Below are 20,180 nucleotides of genomic sequence, written 5' to 3' on the forward strand. Positions count from 1 at the left end.
CCAGACATGGCGGATCACCCGTGCCGGACCAGGGCACGGGCCTACGAACAAAGGGACGTACGGGGAACCGGCGCCGATGCCGGTAATAGGGGCGCCGAGGGGGCCCTGCGGTCAGGCCGCGATTCGGTGAACCCTCAGAACGACTGCTTCACCGATGCAGGAGTCACATGGCCCGGGCCGCGATGAGCAGCCGTGACCGGACACGGTCGGCATGAGACGGCAACGCACTCCCCCGAAATTCATGACCAGGACAGAAGCCCGAGGGGCTTCGACGGACAGCAGACCGCAACCACCAAGGCCTGCCGTCGCGTTCCTACTCTAACGTCACAGAAGAGTCATAGGCGCCAGTGGAGGGCCATCTGCACCGGTAGAGACGACTGTCACACTGCCATCAGGCCCGCAGGGATCACTCTACTCTCCCGTAAGATTAGAGACCGGCTCGAAACCAGACCCTCCACGCGCTTTTGAGCACCAGCGGACTGGTTGAGCAGCGAGGGCGCTCTGTCGAGCCCATGGCAAGCAGGACGCCCCCTCGCCGGACTCGACCTCACGCCGGTGCAGAACACCGCGCTGCGCTTCATCGCCGCTCATCCCGGGATCTCGTCCGCCGAACTGGCGCGGCGCATGCACCGCACCCCGCAGACCATGCACAAAATCGTCGCCACGCTGGAACACCGGGAACTGGTGCGACTACAGCCGCGCCCGGGACACGGCCGCGTCCTCGGCGTCGAACCGACCGCACCGGGACGCAAGCTCATGGACGAGGCGGACGTCGTCGCACGGGCGATCGAAGAACGCATGGTCGCCGGCCTCGACGAGCACCAACGTCAGCAGCTCGCCGACCTGCTACAACACTGCGTCACAGCCCTCGGCGACCCGCCCGGCAGCTGAAGGGGCCGCGGGCCGAGGCCGTCAGACTGCGACGGGCGAACGAGATCCACGAGGCGGCCTCGGCCTTCTTCGCGTCAACCAGCATGAGGACCGCCTGGTCGTGTTCGCCCCTTTCGGGGGCTCAGTGCCAGCCGACGATCTCGGTCATCAGGGCGGGCTGCCGACGCCTGACGTAGTCGGCGTATTCCAGCATGTGCTCTCGCATGAGGGTTTCGGCACGGTCGGCGTCGCCGTCGGCGATGGCCTTGGCGACCGCCGTATGGGCGTCGCGGACCTTGGCACGCCGGGTCTTGGGGAAGAACAGGCCGCCGACCCGTCCGTGGAAGATGGTTCCCAGCGAAGCGCTGAAGAGGTTGAGCATCCCGTTGCCCGACATGGAGGCGACGAGGCGGTGGAAATCGCCGCTGTGGCTGAGGTACTCGTCGTCGTTGTCCAGCGGCGTGCCCTCCGCGATGGTCATGAGCTGCGACAGCTTCTCCGGATCGGGGCGCTCGGCCGCCAGCCGCGCCATGACCGGCTCCATCACCAGCCGCGCCTCCATGAGCTCGCGGAAGGTCATCTGGCCGGCCTGGAAGTACAGCGTCCCCATCCGGCCGAACGCGGCCGGGCTGCCCCCCACCACGATCGGTCCGCCGCCCGGGCCCGGCTTGATGGAGATCAGGCCGTTCACCTCGAGGATTCGCAGGGCTTCGCGCAACGAGCCGCGGCCGACCCCGTACTCCTCGAGCATCTGCGCCTCCGGAGGCAGCGGCGTGCCCGGCACCAGGCCCTCGGCGCCGATCTTGCGCACGATCTCCTGTGCGACCGCTTCGCCTACTTTCAGCCCCCGCTTGATCTGCGGTTGCGCCACCCGGCGTCCCCTTCCCTGGATCAATGACAACCATCATTATGGTCCACAGAAAGTACGCCGAGGCCCGATCGCGCCGCCCTTGAGGCGTGCCCGCCATGACCCCAGCCGGTCACCCCAGCATCGCCGCGACGGCGGCGGTGTCGTACCAGCTGGCCAGCCGGGCGATCCGGCCGTCCACCAGGTCGAACAGGTCGACCGCGTCGAACGCGACCGGCCGTCCGTCGACCCGCCGCCCGGCGAAGGAGATCTCCACGACCGTGGTCGATCCGCAGTCGAGACGGCGTACGGGCAGGTCGAGGTGTTCCGCGTAACCGGAGAGCACCCGCGGATAGTAGGACCCGACGTCGTCTCGGCCGTGGCGGGTGCGGGCGCCGGTCGCCGTCAGGACCGCGTGCTCGGTGAACAGGTCCCGAAGGCCGCGCCAGTCTTCGGAGTTCACCGCCGCGAAGTACCTGTCGACGACGTCGGCGCCCGCACCCGCGCTCACGTCGTCGGCCGGAACCGGAGGCGGAGCGACGACGGCGCCCGGGTGAACAGGCCGCTGGGCTGGGCCGGTTCGACCAGTTCGATATCGCCCATCGCGTCGAGGAGTTCGTTGGTCGCGACCTCCACCTCGCTCTTGGCGAGCATGGCGCCGACGCAGAAGTGCCGGCCGAAGGCGAAGCCGGTGTGGTTCGCCGCCGCGGCGAACGCCTTGCCGAAGTCCAGATCGGGTCGGGTGATGTCGAACCTGTCCGGGTCGGCGTAGCGGCGCGGGTCGCGGTTCGCCGCGGCGATGAGGCAGACCACGGTGGCGCCCGCCGGGACGGTCCCGCCGGACAGTTCGGCGTCCGCGGACGGCTGGCGCATGATCATCTGGACCGGGGGCGAATGCCGCAGCGTCTCGGCGAAGGCGTGCGCGATCAGCGAGCGGTCCGCGCGGACCATGGCCAGTTGCTCCGGGTTGCGCACCAGGTTCAGCATCATGTTGGCCAACGCCTTGTCGGTGGTCTCGCCTCCGGCGACGAGCAGCAGGCTGACGAAGGCCTTGATCTCCAGCTCCGTCATCCGCTCGCCGTCGATCTCCGCGGTGCAGAGCGTCGAGAGCAGATCATCGCGCGGGTCGGCATGCCGTTCGGCGATGTGCGGCAGCATGTACGCCTGCAGTTCCTCCTTGGTCCGCAGTCCCTGCTCGATGACGTCCGGGTCCTGGGTGAGGTTCCCCAGGAACGCCATGATCGAGGTGTACCAGCGGTGGAACAGGACGTGATCGGACTTGGGCAGGCCCAGCATGTCCACGATCACGTTCACCGGATAGCGGGTGGTGAACGCGTCGACGAGGTCCACCTCGCCCGCGTGCCGGAATCCGTCGAGCAGCTCGCGGGTGTTCTGCCGCATCACCGGGACGAACTTGGCGGTCAGCTCGCTGCCGCGGAAGGCCGGGCTGACCAGGCCGCGGTGGATCGAGTGCTCGCGCCCGTCCATCTGCAGGATCGTGCGGCCGTGCACGGGCTCGAGTTGCCAGCTGTAGTTGTCGGAGGTGAACACCGGATCCTTGAACGCGCGCTCCACGTCCTCGTACCGGCTGATCACATAGGCGTCCAGCCCTTCGTGGAAGGACAGCGGCTGCGTCTCGCGCAGCGCCTCCCACACCGGGGCGGGATCGAGCTGGCATTCGGGGGACAGGAGGTCGGTGACAACCATCGGGTTGTTCCTTCCGCTAGGACTCGGCGAGGGTGGACGGAGGCAGGCTGCGCAACGCGTCGAGGATGCCGCCCGGAATCGGGGCCTTGGCTCCGTCGGGAGTGCGGACCGCGAAGACGATCTCGCCGTGCGCGACGAGGTCGTCACCCCGCAGGAAGTCGAAGCCGACGGTGTAGGAGGTGGTGCCGACGTGGTCGAGGACGGCCTGGCAGGTCAGCTCGTCGAAGACCTGGCACTGCATGAGGTAGCGGCACGCGGACCGCATGCCCACCGTGTAGACGCCGAACTCGCCGATCAGGTCGGCGGAGTGGATGCCGCGACCGTACAGCCAACCCGAGTAGGTGCGTTCCATCCACGGGTAGAACATCGCGAAGTAGGCGATGCCCAAGGCGTCGCAGTCGCCATAGGAGAGCCGGAACGTCAGCCGGCTGGGAACTTCGGACACTCTGTGCTCCAAGGATGAGGTGGTCCGGCGGTCACTCGGCCGGATCCACCGGCTCGGCCGGCTCGGTCGGCTCGGCCGGCTCGCCGGCCACCGTCGCCGTGCCGGACAGCACCGTCCCGCCGCCGACGACGTCCAGGCGTACGTCGCACTCGGTGACGGTCTCGCCGTCCTCCCGCCGCACGTCCGCGACCGTCCCGGACGCCCGCACGTGGTCGCCGGCGAACACGTTGCCGGTGAAGCGCAGGCGCACCCGGCGCAGCCGGTCGTAGCCGCCCGCCCAGGACGACACCATGTCCAGGACATAGGCCATGTTGCTGGGCCCCTGGTTGACCGGGCGATCACCGAGTCCCGCGGCGCGGACGGCTTCGGCGTCCCAGTGGATCGGGTTGCTGTCGGAGAGCAGGGCGGCCATCGTCTTCATCTTCTCGGCGTCCACCGAGGGGACGTCCCGTGGCGGCAGCGAGTCGCCGATCCGCACCGTCATCAGATCCTCCTCGGAAACACGATCGAGTTGCGGCAGACGCCCACCGGCTCGCCGTCGCCGTCGCCGTCCCGCAGTTCCAGCTGATACCGGACGAGGTCGAAGACCCCGGCCCGCCGGCCCTGCTTGCGCTGCGCCTCGTAGACGAAGCCGTCGACCCGGTACTCGCCGCCGACCACGAGCGGCCGGTTGATCTCGATGTCGCAGTCGCCGAACAGCGGCCCGTCGGCGGCGGTCGCCCCGAACCAGGTGAACAGCTCGTCCCACGAGACGCCCATGGCGCTGGTGGCGGCGATGAACATAAACACCGGGTGCGCGTGCTCTCCACCCTGGGGGGCGAGCACGACGTCGTTGGTGAGCCACGCCCGCCACGGCGTGATGGTGTAGGTGCCGCCGGGGAACCGGCGGCCCACCACCGAGGCGAGGTCCTGCTCGGTGAACGCCACGGCCGTCACACCTGCCGGTCCCTATCGGCCCAGTACGGCGTGCGCAGCTCGCGCTTGAGGATCTTGCCGGTCGGGGCCTTCGGCAGGCTGGCCACGAAGTCGACCGAGCGCGGCTTCTGGTAGGAGGCGAGGTTCTCGCGCGCGATGGCGATGATCTCCTCCTCGGTGGCCGTCGTGTCCGGCTTCAGCACCACGACCGCCTTGACCGCCTCGCCCCACTCGTCGTCGGGGACGCCGATGACGGCGCATTCGAGCACGGCCGGGTGTTTGGCGATGGCCTCCTCGACCTGGACGCTGTAGATGTTCTCGCCACCGGAGATGATCATATCCTTGGCGCGGTCGACGATGAAGACGTAGTTCTCCTCGTCCCACGTCGCCAGGTCGCCGGTCCACATCCAGCCGTCGCGCAACGTGGCGGCGGTCAGGTCGGGCCGCTTGTAGTACCCGAGCATGTTCGCCTCGGACCGGACGATGATCTGCCCGGTGGTGCGCCCGTCCTTCGGCACCTCCCGGCCCTCGGGGTCGACCACCCTGATCGTGGTGAGGAACCCCTCGCGGCCGCAGGAGCGCAGGCGGTGCTCGTTGCGGCCGGCCACCGCGTCCGCGTGGTCCTCCTGGGACAGGAAGCTCATCGTGGTGCCCTCGGTCTGCCCGTACCCCTGGATGAGGGTGCAGGGGAACGAGTCGAGCGCGGCCCGGACGATGGAGGACGGCATGGGCCCGCCGCCGTACTGGATGTTGCGCAGGCTCGACAGATCGAAGTTCGCGAACCCGGGCACGGCCATCATCCAGTTCAGCATCGTGGTGATGCCGAGGAACGCCGACACCCGCTCCGCCTCGATGATCTCCAGCGCCTGCTTGGCCTCGAAGTTGACCAGCACGAGCGGGCAGCCGTGCTTCATGTAGTTCATCGAGAGCACGATCGGGATGTGGTACATCTGGCCGGTCAGCATGTACACGTCGCTCGGCACGATCCGCTCGGCGACGGTCTGGTTGAGCATGCCCATGGCGGCGCTGCGGTGCGAGTGCAGGGCGCCCTTGGACTCCCCGGTCGTGCCGCCGGTGTACAGGATGAAGAACGGGTCGTCCTCACCGATCTTGTCGGTCCAGACCGGCTCGGCGTCCGGCGCCGCCGCGACCAGGTCCTCGTACGAGCCGTCGCCGGCCCCGTACTGCAGCCAGAACGGCACGTCGACGAGACGCCGCAGTTCCCCGGCGACCTCCTGCCATTCGGGCGAGACGACGACCGCCTTCGGGCGCGCGTCCTCCAGCAGCCGGGCCAGCTCGGTCACGGCCAGCCGCCAGTTCAGCGGCTGGAGCACCAGGCCGGCGCGGCCGGCCGCGAAGTACAGTTCCTGGTATTCGATGCTGTTGCGGCTGAGCACCGCGACGCGGTCGCCGGTCTCCATGCCTAGACCGCGCAGTCCGTTCGCCAGCTTCCGGACCCTCGTGTCGAGGTCGCGCCAGTTGATCCGACGGTCGTTGGGGACGTCGTAGATCGCCTGAGCGGACGGTGTCAGCGCCGCCCACTTGGCGGGGATCAAGCCCTGATTCACGGAACGGCCTCGCTTGTCAGTAGGGCAGGTCGAGGGCGATGTGCCTCTTGGACAGCCGCCAGACGCCGCCCTGGTTGACGAGCTCGTCCTGGTACTTGCCGCTGGACAGCACACGGATGGCGCCGTTCTCCACCGCCATGAGCGTGAGGTAGGACTCGGTGGTCGCCGAGGTGGCGTCCTCGCTGCGGATGATGATGTTGGTCGTGATGTGCCGGCGCTGGTCGGTCTGCGAGGCCAGCGAGTCCCGCATCAGCCCCATGACGGCTTCCTTCCCCTCGAACGGGCCGACCAGATCGCCGTCGCCGATGCGAATGGTGAGCACCGCGTCATCGGTGAAGCATTCCGCCATGGTGTCGAGGTCGTTCTCGTCATACGCGAGCGCCCAGCGGTGGAAGGTGTTCTCGATGTCGCCTCGTGCGGACATGACGCTCCTCGATTCGTTCGATGGGGGTGTGCGGGTCACTTCACGTACGCGCCCGCGTCGACCGGCAGCGCGACACCGGTGACGTAGCGGGCCTCCTCGCTGGCCAGGAAGAGGATCGCGTTGCTGATGTCGACGCTCTCCACCCACGGGACGGGCAGGGTGTTGAGCGACCGGAACCCCGGCATCGCCTTCTCCTGGCTGGGCTCCGGGTCGCCCGGCGAGAACATCGCGTACGTGCCGGGGTTCTGGATCATGATCGTGTCGACGTTCGTCGGGTGCACGGTGTTGACGCGGATGCTGTGCGGGCCCAGTTCGTTGGCCAGCGTGCGCATCAGCCCGACGATGCCGTGCTTGGCCGCGACGTAGTGCGCGACGTGCTGGACGCCCTTGAGGCCGCCGATCGAGCTGGTGAACACGATCGACCCGCCGCGGCCGGCCTCGATCATCGCGGGGATGGCGACCCGGGCGGTGTGGAACACGCCGGTCAGGTTGACGTCGATCATGTCGCGCCACTGCTCCGCGGTGAGCTCCCACGCCGGGCCGTAGGTCGCGATGCCGGCGTTGGCCACCACGGCGTCGACTCGGCCGAGTTCGGCCAGGCCCTCGTCGAACGCCTTCTGCAGGCCGGCCATGTCGCGCACGTCTGCCTTGCGGGCCACGATGCGACGGCCGAGCGCCTCGACCTGGGCGACGGTCTCCCGCAGCTCCGCCTCGGTGCCGAGAGGGTAGTACGGCGTGACCGTGTCGATGTTCTCGCAGATGTCCACCGCGATGATGTCGGCGCCCTCCTCGGCCAGGCGCACCGCGTGACTGCGGCCCTGCCCGCGCGCGGCTCCGGTGATGAAGGCGACCTTGCCTTCCATGCGACCAGTCATTCATGTCTCCTCGTGGCGGCGAGCGATCACCCGCTCGCAGGAGTGAATCCATAAACCCTGATAAGGATTAGTATGGTTATAAGCTGTCACGCCAGGGCTGGTCAACCGTTTCAGGAATATTTCGTGCGGGTGCGATACCCGCGGTCAGCTGCGTGGATCGCCGATCACTCTGCAGCTTTCCGCGCGCGGGCGAGGGAGGCGCTCACGATGACGGCGGTGCTCGCCCGCGGCACGTCAGCCGATGCCCAGCAGCCCGGCGAGCGTGCCGCCGAGGATCGCGGACTCCTCCTCGGGTGACAGCCCCCATGAACGGATGGCGGCGATCTCCGCGGCCGGGTCGGCCATCGGCCAGTCCGAGCCGAAGACCATCCGATCGGCGCCGTGCGCGGCGACGATCGCCCGCATCCGGTCCGCGTCCAGGTCGGACAGGCGGGGCGGCCAGGAGGTCTCCAGTACCGCGCGGGACCCGACCATCAGTTCCTCGGCCTCGTCGAGCCGGTGGTATCCGCCGTAGTGGCAGGCGATCAGGCGCAGGTGCGGCACCGCGTCGAGCAGCGCCCGCAGATGGCGGGGCGCACCGCGCTCGTTCGCCGCGTCGTCGCCGCCCGCGCCCGCGTGCGTGATCAGCGTGACGTCGGCGTCCGCCAGGGCGCGCACCAGGTCGACCACCGCCGGATCGGCGAGGGACAGGTCCTGGAACAGCGGGTGCAGCTTGACGCCGCGGATGCCGTTGCCGTCCAGCGAGCGCAGGTTCTGCTCGATCGACAGCCCGGGATGGACGGTGCCGAACGGGATGAACCGGTGCCGGTCGACGGCGCCGATGAACTCGTTGGTCCGCTCGACGTTCTTGGCGACCCCGGCGATGGCCAGGGTCATCGCGCGATCGACGCCCGCCGCGTCCATCGTGCGGGTCAGCCCGCCGACGGTGCCGTCGAAGCGCGCGTCGAGGCCGGCCGGGCGGCCGGCGAGGACCCGCGGCGCGATGTGGTCGGGCCAGACGTGGGCATGCGTATCGATGATCATGATTGTGCGGCCTTCTTGGTCAGCTGGCGCGCCAGCGAGTCGTAGATGACCTCGGTCGAGCCCTCGTAGATCCGCATCGGCCTGGCCTCGCGGTAGAACCGCTCCAGCGCCGTGCCGCGCGTCACCCCGAACCGGCCCGCGACCTGCACGGCCCGGTCGACGACGCGGCCGGCCATCTCCGTGGCCCCGGCCTTGGCCATGGACGACAGCCACAGGTTCGCCAGCGGATCGCGGGCGGCGGCCGCGGCGGCCCGGTACGTCAGCGAGCGCGCCATCTCGATCTCGGTCCACGCGGTGGCCAGGTGCTCGGGGATCGACCCGAGCCTGGCCAGCGGCATGCCGAACTGCTCCCGCCCCACGCTGTGGCGGACCGCTTCCATGAGGGCCGCCTCGGCCATCCCCACCGCGGCGCCGGCGACCGAGACGCGGAACGTCGCGAGCGTGGCCATGACCAGCGAGAAGCCCTCTCCGGGGCCGCCGATGCGGTGGTCGGCGGGCACCTCGGCGCCGTCGAGGACGACATCTCCGAGCACGTGCGGCGCGATGATCTGGTGCGGGCTGCTCGTGGACAGGCCGGGCGTGTCCGCGGGGACCAGGACCAGGGAGTAGCCGTCGGCCTCCCTGGCCAGCACGGCGTAGGTGTCGGCGTCGCCGGCGTTGGTGATGAACGACTTGTGACCGGTGATCCGGAGCCGGCCGCCGCGCTCCTCGACGGTCGTGCTGATGGCCTTGAGGTCCGAGCCGACGTGCGGCTCGGTCACGGCCAGGGCCGCGATGGCGTCCATGGCCGCCACGGCGGGCAGCCAGCGGGCGCGGACGGCATCGGCGCCGGCGCGGGCGAGCGCGAACGTCCCGATGCCCTGCATGGCGAACAGCGAGTCCAGGTGGGCGCTGACTCCGGCCAGCGCCTCCCGTACCACCGTGGCCGCGAGAGAGTCGACGGCCGCGTTGCGCCCGCCGTACTCCGCGGGCACCATGACGCCCGCCAGGCCGCTCGCCGCGAGGGCCGCGCGCATCGCCGGATGCACCCGATCGGCGTCGTCCGCCTCGGCCGCCAGGTGGCGCACGGAGTCGGCGAGCTCGCGCGCCTCCGCCTGCAGACTCCGGTGGTGATCCGGCAACTCGAAGAGCCCCGGCTGATCGTCGGCCATCGCGCCCACCCCTCCACGTCCAATAATTCATGCATACTATAACAAGGAATTAAGTCGCTACCAGCTCCCGTTCGGGACACCGCGAAAGGATCCCCGCATGCAGGACAATGTGGCCGCCCCTCGGCCGTTCGCCGGCCGTGTCGTGCTCGTCACCGGAGGCAGCCGCGGGCTCGGCCGGGCCATGGTGGCCGGGTTCGCCGGCGCTGGCGCCGACGTCGTGATCGCCAGCAGGAACGGCGACGCGTGCGCCCGCTACGCGGAGGAGATCAGCGCCGCCACCGGGGTCGCCGCCCTGCCGTACGGCGTGCACGTCGGCCGCTGGGACGACCTGGAGGGCCTCGTCGACGCGGCCTACGAACGCTTCGGGCACGTCGACGTCCTGGTCAACAACGCCGGCATGTCGCCGCTGTACGACGACGTCGCCGACGTCAGCGAGGAGCTGTTCGACAAGGTCATCGCGGTCAACCTGAAAGGGGCCTTCCGGCTGACCGCGCTGGTGGGCACCCGGATGGCGGCCGGGAACGGCGGTTCGATCGTCAACATCTCCAGCAGGGCGGCGGACCGGCCCCGGCCCGGGCTGCTGCCGTACGCGGCGGCCAAGGCCGGCCTGAACGCGCTGACCGCCGGGTTCGCGCACACCTTCGGCCCTACGGTCCGGGTCAACACGATCATGGCGGGCACGTTCTTCACCGATGTCAGCCGGTCGTGGGACCGGGCGGCCTTCGACGAGCGTGCCCAGCGGTTCGCGCTCCGGCGCGGCGGCGAGCCCGAGGAGATCGTCGGCGCCGCGCTGTACCTGGCCGGCGACGGCGCCTCCTACACCACGGGGACGGTGCTGACCGTGGACGGCGGCCAGCCCTGAGCAGCGGACGGCCGTCCGCGGGAAGCGACGGACGGCCGTCCGGGGACGCGGCCTCAGGAGCGGGTCTCCTCCAGGAGCTCGGCGAGCACCTGGTCGGTGTGCTCGCCGACGGACGGGACCCCCTCGTAACGCGGCCCGTCCCACCGGGACAGGTGCAGCACCGGCCCGGGCATCAGCACCCGGCCGAGCACGTCGCTACCGGTCAGCTCGACCAGGGTCCGGTCCAGGAAGTGCGGATCCGCGGCGATGTCGCTCGCGTCGTTCACCGCCGAGCAGACCACCTCGTGCTCGTCGAGGATCCGGAGGATCTCCTCGCGCGGCCGGGACGCGACCCAGTCCCGCACCCTCACCTGCACCGTCTCGTTGTTGGCCAGCCGCGCCTCGTTGGTGGCGAAGCGGGGGTCGTCGAGGATCTCCGGCACGCCCATCGCGGCGAACAGCCGCACCGCGATGGCCTGGTTGGACGCCGCGATCGACAGCCAGCCGCCGTCACCGGCCTGGTAGATGCCGCGCGGCGACGCCGACCCGGTCCCGTTGCCGACGCGCTGCTGGACGTGGCCGGTGCCGGTGTAGTTCAGGATCATGTCGCCGAGGATGAACATCAACGGCTCGTAAAGCGCCACGTCGACGACGTCGCCGGCCCCGGTGCGCTCGCGGCGGAACAGCGCCATGGCGGTGCCCATGGCGGCGGAGATCCCGGCGATCGAGTCGGCGAACCCGAACGGCGGCGAGGTCGGCGGCGACTCCGGCCAGCCGTTGGTGAAGGCGAAGCCGCTGGCCGTCTCGGCGACCGTCCCGAAGCCCGGCCGCGCCCGGTACGGGCCGGTCTGCCCGAAGCCGGACACCCGCGTGAGGATCAGCCCCGGGTTCTGCGCGCTGAGCACGTCGTAGCCCAGGCCCCAGGCCTCAAGCCGTCCCGGCCGGAACGACTCGATCACGACGTCGACCTCCCCCGCGAGCCGGCGGACCAGCTCGCGGCCCTCGGGCGTGCGCACGTCGATGCCCACCGACCGCTTTCCCGCGTTGAGCCGGCTGAAGCCGAGCGACAGGCCGTCCTTCATCGGCGTCCACTGGCGCGCGAAGTCACCGGTGGCCGGGTCCTCCACCTTGATCACGTCGGCGCCGAAGTCGCGCAGCATCCGCCCGCAGGTCGGCGCGGCGTACATGGTGCCGAGCTCCAGGACGCGAACGCCCTGCAGGGGTGCCCCCGACTCGTTCACCGGCTTCACACCCGCCACTGGATGTGCTGCGCCTCAAGGTACTCGCGCATCCCCCACTCGCCGAGTTCGCGGCCCACGCCGGAGCGCCCGAAACCGCCGAACGGCGCGTCGGGGCGCATGCTGCCGCCGCCGTTGATCCACACGGTGCCGGCCCGGATCCGCTCCGCGACCCGCCGCGCCTCCGCGGGGTCGTCGCACCAGACGTTGGCGGCCAGCCCGTACGCCGTGTCGTTGGCGAGCCGGATGGCCTCCTCGGTGTCCTTGAACGGGACCAGCACGGCGACCGGGCCGAAGATCTCCTCCTGTACGGCGCGCCCGCTGTGCGGCAGGTCGCCGAGCAGCACCGGGTTGACGAACCATCCTCGCTCGGGCAGCGGCCGCGTCACCTCCAGCAGTTTGCGGCCGCCCTCCTCGACCGAGCCGTCGATGAAGCCCCGCACCCGCGCCTGATGGTCGGGGCGGATCATCGGCCCGATGCTGGTCGCCGGGTCCCACGGGTCACCGACGATCATCTGGTCGAACGCCCCGGCGCTCGCCTCCAGGAACTCGTCGTACACCGCGTCGTGCACCAGCAGCCGGGCCAGCGCCGCGCACCCCTGGCCGCCGTTGCGGGACCAGCGCAGGTGCATCTCCAGGGCGATCTTCTTGACGTCCACGCCCGGCAGCACGATGCTCGGCGACTTGCCGCCGAGTTCGAGGGTGACGCCGGCGAGGCCGCGCGCCGCCTGTTCCATGATCTTCGCGCCGACCGCGTCGGAGCCGGTGAAGGACACCCGGTCCACGCCGGGATGCGAGGACAGCCGGACCCCGACGTCGGCCTGGCCGATGATGACGTTCATGACACCGGGCGGCAGGTCCGCCTCGCGCAGCAGCTCGCCGAGGAACAGCGTGGTCAGCGGCGTGCGCGGCGAGGAGAGCAGGACGACCGTGCAGCCGGCGGCCAGAGCCGCGCCGAACTTGAAGATCGCCAGGTTGAGCGGATAGTTGTAACCGGTGATCGCGGCGACCACGCCGGCCGGCTGGTACACGACGTCCGACATCGTCGGCACCGGCTCGTGCCAGGACCCGAGGTGCCGGGTCCGGTCGACCTTGGCGGCCTCCGCCGCCCAGCGCAGGTGCTGCTGCACCGCCATCTTGACCTGCAGGTACGCGGCGAGCGAGACGGGTGTGCCGACCTCGTTGACGATCGAGGGCAGCAACTGGTCGCCGTGGGCCTCCAAGACGTCGGCGAGCCGGTGGATGTGCCGGGAACGCTCCTCGCCGGACAGCGCCGCCCAGGCCGGGAACGCCGCACGCGCGGCGTCGACCGCGGCGTCGACCTGGGCCGGTGAGGCGCCCCCGACGTTCGCGATCACTTGTTCGGTGGCCGGGTTGTAGACGTCCCAGCGCTCGCCCTCCGGGTCGACCGGCCGGCCGCCGATGGTGAGCTGCCGGGTGCCCGGAATCCAGTCGCGCAGGGCCTCGTAATCGGTGTGCATGATGGTCATCCGTCGCTCTCTCCGGTCGTGTCGATCTCGGCGGCCCGGTCATCGTCAGGCCGGTTCGTCTGCCCCTGCGGACCCGGACGTCGTCCTCGTCCCGGCCCCGCTCCCCCATGGCCGGCGCGGGCCGCCTCCAGCCGCTGGACCGCCTTGTCGTAGTGCGCCCGGTCGATGTGCAGCCCCCGGTACCGCAGCGCGCCGTCGCCGGTCCGCGCGGCGGCCTCGTAGGCGTCGACCATGCCCTGGTAGAAGGCGATCTCCTCCTCGCCGGGGGAGAACACCTCGTTGAGCGTCGCGACGTGCGCGGGATGGATGGCGATCATGCCGCGGAAGCCGAGGCGCCGGCCGGCGAGGGCGAAGGCGCGCAGGCCGTCGAGGTCGTCGATGCGCTCCCAGAGCCCGGTGAGCGGATGCACGCCCGCTTCGCGGCACGCCAGCAGCACGCGGCTGCGCAGGTAGAGCGTCTCGTGCCCCTCGGGGGTCCACTCGAACCCCACCTCGCGCGCGATGTCCGCGTGCTCGGCGGTCGGGCCGATCATCGCGCCGACCCGCGGCGAGGCGAGCGCGATCTCGCGGACGTTGTGGATCGCCCGTACGGTCTCCACCGGCACGATGTAGCACAGCCCTTCGACGCCGCCCCGGGTCTCGAAGTGGTCCAGCAGCGCGTCGTAGCGCAGCACGTCGGTGGCCTGCTCGATCTTGGGCGCGAAGACGACGTCCAGGCCGGGCGCCACCACGGCCTCGAGGTCGGTGCCGGTCTGCCGGGTGGCCAGGCCGTTCACCCGGACCCCGAGGCCGACGTCCGGATCGGCCGCGCGCAGACGGCCGATCGACTCGGCGACCACCGCGCGTGCTTCGTCCTTAAGTCCGTCGGGCACGGAGTCCTCGAGGTCGAGGATGATCGCGTCGGCTCCGGCCCGGAGCGCCTTATCGGCCCAGGCGGGCTTGTGCCCGGGGACGAACAGGATGGAGCGGTACGGTCGCGGCATCAGTGGCTCACAGTGCGGTCGGCGGTGTCCGGCGTGATGCCGTCATCACGCAGCACGGACTTGCGGATCTTCTCCGATGGGGTTTTGGGCAGGGCCTCGACGAAGCGGATGAACCGCGGGACGGCGAAGGCGGGGACCCGGCCCTCGCACCATCGCCACAGCTCCTGCGGGTCGACCGGCTCGGAGGCGACCACGACCGCGAGGACCTCGTCCTCACCGGCCTCGATCTCAGCCTTGACGCCGAGCACCGACACCTCCAGCACGGCCGGGTGGCCCAGGACGGCCTGCTCCACCTCGTAGGAACTGATGTTCTCGCCGCGCCGGCGCAGCGCGTCCTTGTACCGGTCGACGAAGTAGTACCAGCCCTCCTCGTCCCGCCGCAGCGCGTCACCGGTGTGGAACCAGAGGTTGCGCCACGCCTCGACCGTCCTGTCCGGCATGCCGTAGTAGCCGAGGCTGCACGTCCACGGGCGCTTCGGGCGTACGACGAGTTCGCCGATCTCGCCGACCGGCACCTCCTCGTCGGTCTCCGGGTCCACCAGGCGGATGTCGAACCAGTCCGCGACCTGGAGGCCGGCGGCGCCGGCCGGCCGGTCCTCGCCGTAGGGGGACAGGATGGGCGCGCTGGTCTCGGTGAGCCCGAACACCTCGACGAACGCCTCGATGCCGAACCTGTGCTTGAACGCTTCGAGCACGGAGGAGGCGGTCGGCGCGGCGAACACCGCGCGCAGCGGATTGTCGCCGTCGTCGTCGCGGACCGGCTGTTTCCAGACGAAGTCCATCATCACGCCGATGAAGTTGGTGACCGTCACGCCGTCCTCGCGCACCTGGTCGATCCAGCGGCTGGCGCTGAACTTCGGCCGGACGACCAGGCCGGCACCGGCGATCAGGGCGGGGTAGGCCGCCATGAACTGGGCGTTGCCGTGGAAGAGGGGCGTGACCGTCAGGTAGGTGTCCTCGGCCGTGAGCCGGGTGAGCGACACCACCTCCTGGCCGAAGAAGTACATCTGCGCATGCGGCATGGCCACGCCCTTGGACGGCCCCGTCGTCCCCGAGGTGAAGAAGATCGAGGCCAGCGAGTTCGCGGCGGGCTCGGGCGGCGACACGGGCCCGGCCGACGTCAGGACGTCCCACGGGTCGGCGCGCCGGCCCGCCGCCCGCAGCGAGGTCAGCGCCGCGTCGGCGTGGCCGGTGTCGATGACGAAGAAGTGCTCGATCACGCCGGACGCGTCGCCGATCGCCAGGAACCGCTCGGCGTACACGTCGTCGACGACGACGAAGCGGGGGCTCGCCAAGGCGACCTGGTGGCGCAGGAACTCGCCCTCGTAGGCGGTGTTGATCGGCGCCTCGACCAGACCGGACAGGCCGCAGCCGAGCCAGGTGAAGACGAACCGCGAACTGTTGGCCGCCATGACCAGGACCCGGTCCCCCGGGACGCCGCCGGCCGCCGCGAGCCCGCCCGCGAGCCTCTCGGCCGTGGCCAGCGTCTCGCCGTACGTCCAGCGGCGGTCCTCCTCAGGCGTGATCAGGAAGACGCGATCGGGGCGCTCGCGCGCATGGTGGCGCAGCACGTGCGCGACGTTCCAGGTCGCCGGATCGGGGAAGTCGGGAAGAAGATCCGTGTAGTACCGCGTCATCGTGCCCAGTCCCCTACCGTGAGAGCGGCGCCTGCGGTCCCGGCCGGCGTCGGCGGCGTGTGCGGGTCGACGTGCATCTAGTCCTCGATTCCGGCCGGCAGATCGGTGCGCGGTTCCGCGGCCCGGATCGCCGGGACGACGTCACGGCCGAGGCGGCCGATCGCGGCGATCGCCTCGTCGGCGTCCATCGACGGCCACTGCGGGCGCAGCAGCAGCGGGTCGACGGGCAACGCGGCGACGATGTCCAGCAGCCGGGACGTGACCTCGTCCGGGGTGCCGACGACGGCGTGCCCGGCCACCGCGGCGGCGAAGTCCTCGGCGATCTGGCTCTCGTCCATCACGTCGAGCCCGCGCTGGGCGTAGGACAGGTAGCGGCCCTGGGCCACCCGGGCGTATTCGACGACGGCCCGCTCGGTGGTGTCGGCGACCAGCACGTTGCGCCGCAGCGGCTGTGGCGCGAACGGCTTCCCCCGTGCCGCGAAGCCGTCGCGCACCACCGCGAACCGCTGGGCGACCTCGTCCAGCGGCGTCTCCGGGGGGCAGGCGTAGCCGTCGCCGAACCGGCCGGCGCGGCGAGCCCCGGGCAGGCTGTGCGCGCCGATCCAGATGGGCGGATGCGGCCGCTGTACGGGTTTCAGGTGCGGCCGTACGCCCTCCAGCCGCCAGAACCGGCCGTGGTGGGTCACCTCGTCCTGCGTCCACAGCTTGATGAGCAGTTCGAGGCACTCGTCCATGCGCGCCGCCCGTTCGGCGAACGGCACGCCGAGGTAGCCGAACTCCTCGGGCCGGTAGCCGAGGCCGGCGCCGAACACCAGCCGCCCCTCGGTGACCACGTCCAGGGTGGCGATCTCCTCGGCCAGCAGCACCGGATGGTACAGCGGCGCGATCATGATCTGCGTGGCGAGCCGGATCTCCGGGCCGACCTCGGCGGCGAGCCTGGCCAGCAGCGGCACCGGCTGCAGCCAGCGCAGGTCGCCGTACAGGAAGTGCTGGCCGATGGCGATGTAGGTGAACCCGTTCGCCTGGGCGGCCTCGACGATGCGCAACACGTCGTGGAACTGCCGCTCCGGGGACACCGACGTCGGTACGTCGCTGAGCAGTAGCCCTACCTGGACCATGACCGGACCTCCGGTTCAGCCCGCCGCCGCTGTCGGCGGGCGCGGGGATGTGTCGATGCTGCGATGGCCACGTCGCCTCACTTGGCGGTCAGTCCGCCGTCCACCGGCAGCGTCACCCCGGTGATGAAGCTGGCGTCGTCGCCGGCGAGGAACGCGACCACCGAGGCGATCTCGGTGGGCTGCGAGGCCCGGCCCAGCGGGATGCCGCTGACGAACTGCTCCACCAGCTCGCCGACGTCGGCGCCGGGTTCGCGGCCGAAGAACTGCGCCAGCATCGGGGTCTGCACGGTCCCGGGCGCGATGCAGTTGACGCGGATGCCGTCGGGGCCGCCGACCAGCGCGAGCGCTCGCGTCAAGCCGACGAGCGCGCTCTTGGTGAGGGAGTAGATCGGGCTGAACGGGGACCCGACGAGAGCGGAGGTCGAGGCCGTCATGGTGACCGACGCCTTGCCCTCCCCTTTCTTGAGCAGTTCCCAGGCGAGCGTCGCGCTGTAGAACGGGCTCTTCATGTTGACGTTGATGTTGCGGTCCCACTCCTCGGCGCTGATGTCCAGGCCCGCCGCGCCGGGCATGCCGACCTGGTTGTGCATGATGTGCAGCCGGCCGTGCTCGGCATCGACGCGCTGGTAGAGATCGGCCAGCGCCGCCGGGTCGGTGGCGTCCAGCTGGACGGCGCTCGCCGAACCGCCGTCGGCGGAGACCTCGCCCGCGACGGTCTCGGCGGCCGCCCCGGACAGGTCGACGACGTACACGTGCGCGCCCTCGGCGGCCAGCCGGTGCGAGATGGCCCGGCCCATGCCCGAACCACCGCCGATGACCGTGGCGACGCGCCCCTCGAATCGATTCATTGTGCGTTTCCTTCCCGTTGCGGCCGGTGCCAGAGAGTCCCGATCCAGGTGGAGGTTCCGCCCGGAGGCGCGCCCGGGCTCCCCTGGCACGGCGCCGCCCCGGACGGGCCCGTCAACCGCGCTGGTCGAAGCCCCGCCCGAGAAGCTCGGAGACGATGCGGATGCGCTGCATCGTGGGCGTCCCACCGGCCAGCGCCCAGCCGTGCGCGTCGCGGTGCAGCCGCTCGATGCCGTACTCCTCGGTGTATCCGTTCCCGCCGTGCACCTGCATGGCCAGGTCCGTCACGCGCTTGGCCATCTCGTTCGCGGTGCATTTGGCCAGCGAGACCTCCAGCGGGTTCGGCAGCCCGCCCCCGGCGGTGTCCACGGCGCGCTTCAACAGCAGCCTCGCGGCCTCGACCTGCAGTGTCATGTCCGCGACCGTCAGCTGAATGCTCTGGAACTCGATCAGCGGCTTGCCGAACTGCCTGCGCTGCTGGACGTAGTCCAGCGTACGGTCCAGCGCCTCCTGGCCGATGGCCAGGCTCATCGTCGTGTTGCCCAGGCGCTCGATCGAGAACGCGGTGAAGAGGGTGCGGAATCCGCCGGCGCCCATCAGGAGGTTCTCCTCCGGGACGACCACGTCGTCGAAGATCACATCGGCCGACGGGATGCCGCGGAAACCCATGAGCCTCTCGGGCTCACCGAAGCCCACGCCATCGCGGTCGGCCTCGACGAGCAGCGCCCCCAGCCCCTTGGCTCCCGGCTCGTCGGACAGACGGCAGTAGACGAGGTAGTGATCGGCCTCGCCGCCGTTGGAGATCCACCGCTTCGTGCCGCGCAGAGTGTAGGCGCCGTCCGCGTACGTGGCGCGCGTGGTCATGTCGGTCGCCGCGGATCCGGCGTCCGGCTCGGAGATCGCCACGGCGATCGTCGCCTCACCGGAGACGACCTTGGGCAGCAGCGCCCGCTTCTGCCGCTCCGTGCCCAGGAGGTTGACCACCTGGGCCGGGCCGGTGTTCGCCTCGAACACCTGGAACGCGGCCGGGCGGCAGTGCCTCGCGAGCTCCTCGATGACGATGAGGGAGTCGGCGAGCGGCCGTCCGGAGCCGCCGTACTCCTCCGGCAGGGAGATGCCCAGGAAGCCGAGGGATCCGAGGTAGCGCCGCTCCTCGTGCGGGAAGGCGATGCGCCGGGCGTCCCACTCGGCGGCACGCGGCGCGTAGCGGTCCCGGGCGACCGAGGCCGCGAGCTCGCGGACGGCCTGCTCCGAGGTGCCCGGGTTGCTGACTCCACTCATCACTGGCGGTGATCCCTCCGATCGACTAACCATGATATTGGTAAACATAGATTCAGCCGTCAAGCATGACGCCGGACGTTGCCGTGGATCTACATTACCTGATAATCATGATTATAGATACCGAGAGAAGGGCACATGGACCTCACCGACAGCAGCGCCCTCGTGACCGGCGGCGCGTCCGGCCTCGCACTCGCGACGGCGCGACGACTCGTCGGGCGCGGCGTGGCCGTCGTGATCCTCGACCTGCCGACCTCGGCCGGCGCCGAGGTGGCCGCCGAGCTCGGCCCGGCGGCGCAGTTCGTCCCCGGCGACGTGACCGACCCGGCGGCGGTGGCGGCGGCGCTCGACGCCGCGGAGTCGCGCGGGCCCGTGCGCGCGCTGGTGCACTGCGCCGGCCGGGGCGGCACGGTCCGGGTCGTGGACAGGGACGGCGCGCCCGGCGACCTGGACCTCTACGAGACCGTCGTGCGGGTCAACCTCATCGGCTCGTTCAACGTGCTGCGGATGGCCGCCGCCCGGATGGCCGCCGCCGAACCGGTCGGAGGGGAGCGCGGCGTCTGCGTCCTGACCTCCTCGGTCGCCGCGTACGAGGGCCAGGTCGGGCAGATCCCGTACGCGTCGGCGAAGGCCGGCATCGTCGGCATGACGCTGGTCGCCGCCCGCGACCTGGCCTCGCGCCGGATCCGCGTCGTCACGATCGCGCCCGGCGTCTTCGACACCCCGATCCTCAGCCGGTTCTCCGACGAGATCAAGGACCGGCTGGGCGCCCAGGTGCCCAACCCCGCCCGGCTCGGCCGGCCCGATGAGTTCGCCAGGCTCGCCGAGCACATCATCGACAACCCGTACATCAACGGAGAGACGATCCGCCTCGACGGGGCCGTGCGCATGCAGCCGCGCTGATATCACTCGACCACTGAGCGC

At 70.7% G+C, this 20,180-nt stretch carries 21 protein-coding genes; 3 read left to right on the top strand and 18 right to left on the bottom strand.

From position 1 onward, the window contains the following. The first annotated feature begins 483 nt into the window (after nucleotides 1-483). Entirely contained in the window at nucleotides 484-891 is a 408-nt protein-coding gene (locus AB0C35_RS35755; RefSeq protein WP_358466063.1) for a MarR family transcriptional regulator, read from the top strand. A 121-nt stretch (nucleotides 892-1,012) separates the two neighbouring features. On the opposite strand, the gene AB0C35_RS35760 is transcribed toward AB0C35_RS35755, so the two are convergent. The 11 genes from AB0C35_RS35760 to AB0C35_RS35810 form a co-directional block, all read right to left on the bottom strand. After that, the gene (locus AB0C35_RS35760; protein ID WP_358466065.1) at nucleotides 1,013-1,741 is read right to left on the bottom strand and encodes an FCD domain-containing protein; all 729 of its coding nucleotides are present in this window, start codon (nucleotides 1,739-1,741) and stop codon (nucleotides 1,013-1,015) included. 109 nt (nucleotides 1,742-1,850) lie between these two features. Further along, nucleotides 1,851-2,228, bottom strand: a complete 378-nt coding sequence (locus AB0C35_RS35765; RefSeq protein ID WP_358466067.1) for a nuclear transport factor 2 family protein — start codon at nucleotides 2,226-2,228, stop codon at nucleotides 1,851-1,853. Next, on the bottom strand, nucleotides 2,225-3,424 hold the full coding sequence (locus AB0C35_RS35770; protein WP_358466069.1) for a cytochrome P450: 1,200 nt from the start codon (nucleotides 3,422-3,424) through the stop codon (nucleotides 2,225-2,227). Before AB0C35_RS35770 ends, AB0C35_RS35765 begins: the two co-directional genes overlap by 4 nt. A gap of 16 nt (nucleotides 3,425-3,440) precedes the next feature. Next, the gene (locus AB0C35_RS35775) at nucleotides 3,441-3,869 is read right to left on the bottom strand and encodes a thioesterase family protein (protein ID WP_358466071.1); all 429 of its coding nucleotides are present in this window, start codon (nucleotides 3,867-3,869) and stop codon (nucleotides 3,441-3,443) included. 31 nt (nucleotides 3,870-3,900) lie between these two features. Next, nucleotides 3,901-4,353: a MaoC family dehydratase gene (locus AB0C35_RS35780; RefSeq protein ID WP_358466073.1), complete on the bottom strand. Its 453-nt coding sequence runs from the start codon at nucleotides 4,351-4,353 to the stop codon at nucleotides 3,901-3,903. Beyond that, nucleotides 4,353-4,796: a hypothetical protein gene (locus tag AB0C35_RS35785; protein WP_358466075.1), complete on the bottom strand. Its 444-nt coding sequence runs from the start codon at nucleotides 4,794-4,796 to the stop codon at nucleotides 4,353-4,355. Before AB0C35_RS35785 ends, AB0C35_RS35780 begins: the two co-directional genes overlap by 1 nt. A gap of 5 nt (nucleotides 4,797-4,801) precedes the next feature. Then, entirely contained in the window at nucleotides 4,802-6,352 is a 1,551-nt protein-coding gene (locus AB0C35_RS35790) for an AMP-binding protein (protein ID WP_358466077.1), read from the bottom strand. Between the two features lie 16 nt (nucleotides 6,353-6,368). Next, the gene (locus AB0C35_RS35795; protein ID WP_358466079.1) at nucleotides 6,369-6,776 is read right to left on the bottom strand and encodes a nuclear transport factor 2 family protein; all 408 of its coding nucleotides are present in this window, start codon (nucleotides 6,774-6,776) and stop codon (nucleotides 6,369-6,371) included. Nucleotides 6,777-6,811: 35 nt separating this feature from the next. Continuing rightward, entirely contained in the window at nucleotides 6,812-7,651 is an 840-nt protein-coding gene (locus AB0C35_RS35800; RefSeq protein ID WP_358466081.1) for a mycofactocin-coupled SDR family oxidoreductase, read from the bottom strand. A 234-nt stretch (nucleotides 7,652-7,885) separates the two neighbouring features. After that, the gene (locus AB0C35_RS35805; protein ID WP_358466083.1) at nucleotides 7,886-8,674 is read right to left on the bottom strand and encodes an amidohydrolase family protein; all 789 of its coding nucleotides are present in this window, start codon (nucleotides 8,672-8,674) and stop codon (nucleotides 7,886-7,888) included. Beyond that, nucleotides 8,671-9,825 carry an acyl-CoA dehydrogenase family protein gene (locus AB0C35_RS35810; RefSeq protein WP_358466085.1) on the bottom strand — a complete coding sequence of 385 codons (1,155 nt, stop codon included), beginning with the start codon at nucleotides 9,823-9,825 and terminating at the stop codon, nucleotides 8,671-8,673. Before AB0C35_RS35810 ends, AB0C35_RS35805 begins: the two co-directional genes overlap by 4 nt. A gap of 97 nt (nucleotides 9,826-9,922) precedes the next feature. Here AB0C35_RS35810 and AB0C35_RS35815 point away from each other — a divergent pair, with 97 nt between their 5' ends. Continuing rightward, nucleotides 9,923-10,687 (top strand): glucose 1-dehydrogenase, encoded by a 765-nt coding sequence (locus AB0C35_RS35815; protein ID WP_358466087.1) that lies wholly within the window; start codon nucleotides 9,923-9,925, stop codon nucleotides 10,685-10,687. 53 nt (nucleotides 10,688-10,740) lie between these two features. Here the strand turns inward: AB0C35_RS35815 and AB0C35_RS35820 are convergent, their stop codons facing one another. The 7 genes from AB0C35_RS35820 to AB0C35_RS35850 all read right to left on the bottom strand — a co-directional run bounded on the left by AB0C35_RS35820 (nucleotide 10,741) and on the right by AB0C35_RS35850 (nucleotide 19,259). Beyond that, nucleotides 10,741-11,916 (bottom strand): CoA transferase, encoded by a 1,176-nt coding sequence (locus tag AB0C35_RS35820; protein WP_358466089.1) that lies wholly within the window; start codon nucleotides 11,914-11,916, stop codon nucleotides 10,741-10,743. Further along, entirely contained in the window at nucleotides 11,913-13,394 is a 1,482-nt protein-coding gene (locus AB0C35_RS35825) for an aldehyde dehydrogenase family protein (protein ID WP_358466091.1), read from the bottom strand. The genes AB0C35_RS35820 and AB0C35_RS35825 overlap by 4 nt, the downstream gene beginning before the upstream one ends. After that, nucleotides 13,391-14,377 carry a CoA ester lyase gene (locus AB0C35_RS35830; protein ID WP_358466093.1) on the bottom strand — a complete coding sequence of 329 codons (987 nt, stop codon included), beginning with the start codon at nucleotides 14,375-14,377 and terminating at the stop codon, nucleotides 13,391-13,393. Before AB0C35_RS35830 ends, AB0C35_RS35825 begins: the two co-directional genes overlap by 4 nt. Beyond that, a complete protein-coding gene (locus AB0C35_RS35835; RefSeq protein ID WP_358466095.1) occupies nucleotides 14,377-16,014 on the bottom strand; it encodes an ATP-dependent acyl-CoA ligase in 1,638 nt (545 codons plus the stop codon). Before AB0C35_RS35835 ends, AB0C35_RS35830 begins: the two co-directional genes overlap by 1 nt. 77 nt (nucleotides 16,015-16,091) lie before the next feature. Next, nucleotides 16,092-17,132 carry an LLM class flavin-dependent oxidoreductase gene (locus tag AB0C35_RS35840; RefSeq protein WP_358466097.1) on the bottom strand — a complete coding sequence of 347 codons (1,041 nt, stop codon included), beginning with the start codon at nucleotides 17,130-17,132 and terminating at the stop codon, nucleotides 16,092-16,094. A 77-nt stretch (nucleotides 17,133-17,209) separates the two neighbouring features. Beyond that, on the bottom strand, nucleotides 17,210-17,980 hold the full coding sequence (locus tag AB0C35_RS35845; RefSeq protein ID WP_358466099.1) for an SDR family oxidoreductase: 771 nt from the start codon (nucleotides 17,978-17,980) through the stop codon (nucleotides 17,210-17,212). A gap of 112 nt (nucleotides 17,981-18,092) precedes the next feature. Continuing rightward, entirely contained in the window at nucleotides 18,093-19,259 is a 1,167-nt protein-coding gene (locus AB0C35_RS35850) for an acyl-CoA dehydrogenase family protein (protein WP_358466101.1), read from the bottom strand. A gap of 135 nt (nucleotides 19,260-19,394) precedes the next feature. Between AB0C35_RS35850 and AB0C35_RS35855 the strand changes: the two genes are divergently transcribed. Beyond that, on the top strand, nucleotides 19,395-20,159 hold the full coding sequence (locus AB0C35_RS35855; RefSeq protein ID WP_358466103.1) for an SDR family NAD(P)-dependent oxidoreductase: 765 nt from the start codon (nucleotides 19,395-19,397) through the stop codon (nucleotides 20,157-20,159). Nucleotides 20,160-20,180: the final 21 nt, after the last annotated feature.

The sequence above is a fragment of the Spirillospora sp. NPDC048819 genome (genome assembly GCF_040650055.1).
In the GTDB taxonomy this organism is placed as follows: domain Bacteria; phylum Actinomycetota; class Actinomycetes; order Streptosporangiales; family Streptosporangiaceae; genus Spirillospora.